The organism is Amycolatopsis sp. SID8362, assembly GCF_010550475.1.
Taxonomy (GTDB): domain Bacteria; phylum Actinomycetota; class Actinomycetes; order Mycobacteriales; family Pseudonocardiaceae; genus Amycolatopsis; species Amycolatopsis eburnea.
This window is the reverse complement of the sequence record NZ_JAAGNB010001648.1, coordinates 1-407: the sequence shown is the minus strand read 5'-3', so window position 1 is coordinate 407 and position 407 is coordinate 1. Positions and strand designations below refer to the sequence as shown.

The window sequence follows — 407 nt, the reverse complement described above, 5'->3', positions numbered from 1 at the left end:
GCCGAAGCCGCGGACTTCACGGCGGCACGGGAGCTGGCCGAGCGCCAGGTCCGGCTGGCCCGCGACGCCGGCGCCTTCCTGCAGCTGCAGTCCGCGCTCAACTTCCTCGCCGTCACCGAGCTGCTCGCCGGCGAACTGACCGCGGCGGCGGCGTCGGCTGAGGAAGACCGCGCCCTCGCCGACGCGACCGGCAACGCCCCGGTGGGGTACGCCGCGGTGCTGCTGGCGGCGTTCCGCGGCCAGGAGCTGCCCGAGGAAGACGCGGCCCGTGGTCAGCTCCACCTGGCGCACCTCGCCGACTACGGGCGGGCGGTGCGGTACAACGGCCTCGGTCGCCACGACCTCGCGCTGGACGCCGCCCGCCGGGTGTTCGACGACGACGTGGCGGGGTTCCCCGGCCTCGCCAC

1 pseudogene is annotated in these 407 nt (G+C 76.4%); it reads left to right on the top strand.

Annotated features, from left to right (window positions below):
* Positions 1 to 407, top strand: a pseudogene (locus G3I65_RS50765) (LuxR family transcriptional regulator); the annotation flags it as partial.